The following is a 1,112-nucleotide window of genomic DNA, read 5'->3' on the forward strand; positions in this document are numbered from 1 at the left end:
ACCGTCCGTCCATCGCGGACCGTCCGTCCATCGCGGACCGAGCCGGCCGGCGGCGCTGCCGGTTCAACTCGCCGGGCTGGTCAGGACGCAGTTCGGACAATCGTTGTCCGGATCGCCGACAGCGGTCCAGAGCTTCAGGATCCTGCCGTCCTTCAAGGCCGTGTAGCCGTCGGTCTCCCGCACGAACTCATCTGGGTCAGCGGGGTCGACACCCACGGGGTGAGGTTCGTCGAAGGTCACATGGAGGAAGCTTTCCTCCTTGTTGGAGCCTTGCTTCCAGGTGCCTGTTCCGGACCAGGCCAAACCCTCGTCCCAGCGGTGGCCGACGCAGATCTTGTCGGCGACGAACGTCCCGTCCTTCTTCAGCGTGATGGTGCCGCCGTCGGCGTCGGTCCACGTGGTCAGAAAATCGGCGGGCTTCAGAATGACCGGTTCGCCTTCGGGCGGCGGCATGACGGTGAGCCTGCCGCAGGCCGTCAGTGCGAGGGCCATGGCAGACAAGACCAGCGCAGTACGGCAGGAACGCAAGACACTCCACCCCTCACGGGTTCCGCGGGCCGCGCATGCGGCCGGTGGGCTCGCGAACGCATGCCGTACCCTGGCACACTGTTTGAACACGTTCAAGTTCTAGTCGGTGGCCCTGGTCCACGAGGCGCGAGGCGGTACGGGCATGACCTGGAGCGAGGCCGAGTACACGGAGTGCCTGCGGGGCGAGCGGCGCCGCTACGCGTGGACGATGCGGCATCACGGCGGCCTGTCGCCCTCGGAAGCCCGGGCAGCGGCCCTGGACTGGTATCCCTACGAGCCCGGCGACGCGCCGTACCGCGGTCTCGTCTTCCACGACGAGGCGTGGCACTGGGCCATGCTGGCGATCCACGGCGACCGGTACCCGGTCGAACGGCCCGAGCTGGTCGATCCGCCGGCGGAGTACCTCGCTCTCGACTGAGAGCACCACCCACCGGGGTCGAGGGCCGCACCCCGCGCCAGGGGCTGCGGCCCTCGGTGCCCGCGGTTACGAGGCCCAGCCGCCGTACGGCACGGTGATGAGTTCCATGGCGTGGCCCGCCGGGTCCATGAAGTACACGCCGCGGCCACCGTCGTTGTGGTTGATC

The 1,112-nt window shown here is 68.6% G+C and carries 2 protein-coding genes and 1 pseudogene; 1 reads left to right on the forward strand and 2 read right to left on the reverse strand.

Features of this window, described 5'->3' with window-relative positions; all coding sequences use genetic code 11:
* Nucleotides 1–63: 63 nt before the first annotated feature.
* Nucleotides 64–492, reverse strand: a complete 429-nt coding sequence (locus tag CCN56_RS29300) for a hypothetical protein (RefSeq protein WP_086830977.1) — start codon at nt 490–492, stop codon at nt 64–66.
* 178 nt (nt 493–670) lie between these two features.
* Between CCN56_RS29300 and CCN56_RS29305 the strand changes: the two genes are divergently transcribed.
* Complete coding sequence (locus CCN56_RS29305) at nt 671–946, forward strand: hypothetical protein (RefSeq protein WP_086830978.1); 276 nt, start codon at nt 671–673, stop codon at nt 944–946.
* A gap of 66 nt (nt 947–1,012) precedes the next feature.
* On the opposite strand, the pseudogene CCN56_RS45025 reads toward CCN56_RS29305, so the two are convergent.
* Nucleotides 1,013–1,112, reverse strand: a pseudogene (locus tag CCN56_RS45025) (VOC family protein); the annotation flags it as partial.

The organism is Streptomyces sp. NRRL B-24572, assembly GCF_002156145.1.
GTDB lineage: Bacteria > Actinomycetota > Actinomycetes > Streptomycetales > Streptomycetaceae > Streptomyces > Streptomyces vietnamensis.

What these genes read in the sequence shown, in the direction of transcription:
- CCN56_RS29300 (WP_086830977.1), bottom strand. Translation starts at nt 492, where the DNA reads ATGGCCCTCGCACTGACGGCCTGCGGCAGGCTCACCGTCATGCCGCCG.
- CCN56_RS29305 (WP_086830978.1), top strand. Translation starts at nt 671, where the DNA reads ATGACCTGGAGCGAGGCCGAGTACACGGAGTGCCTGCGGGGCGAGCGG.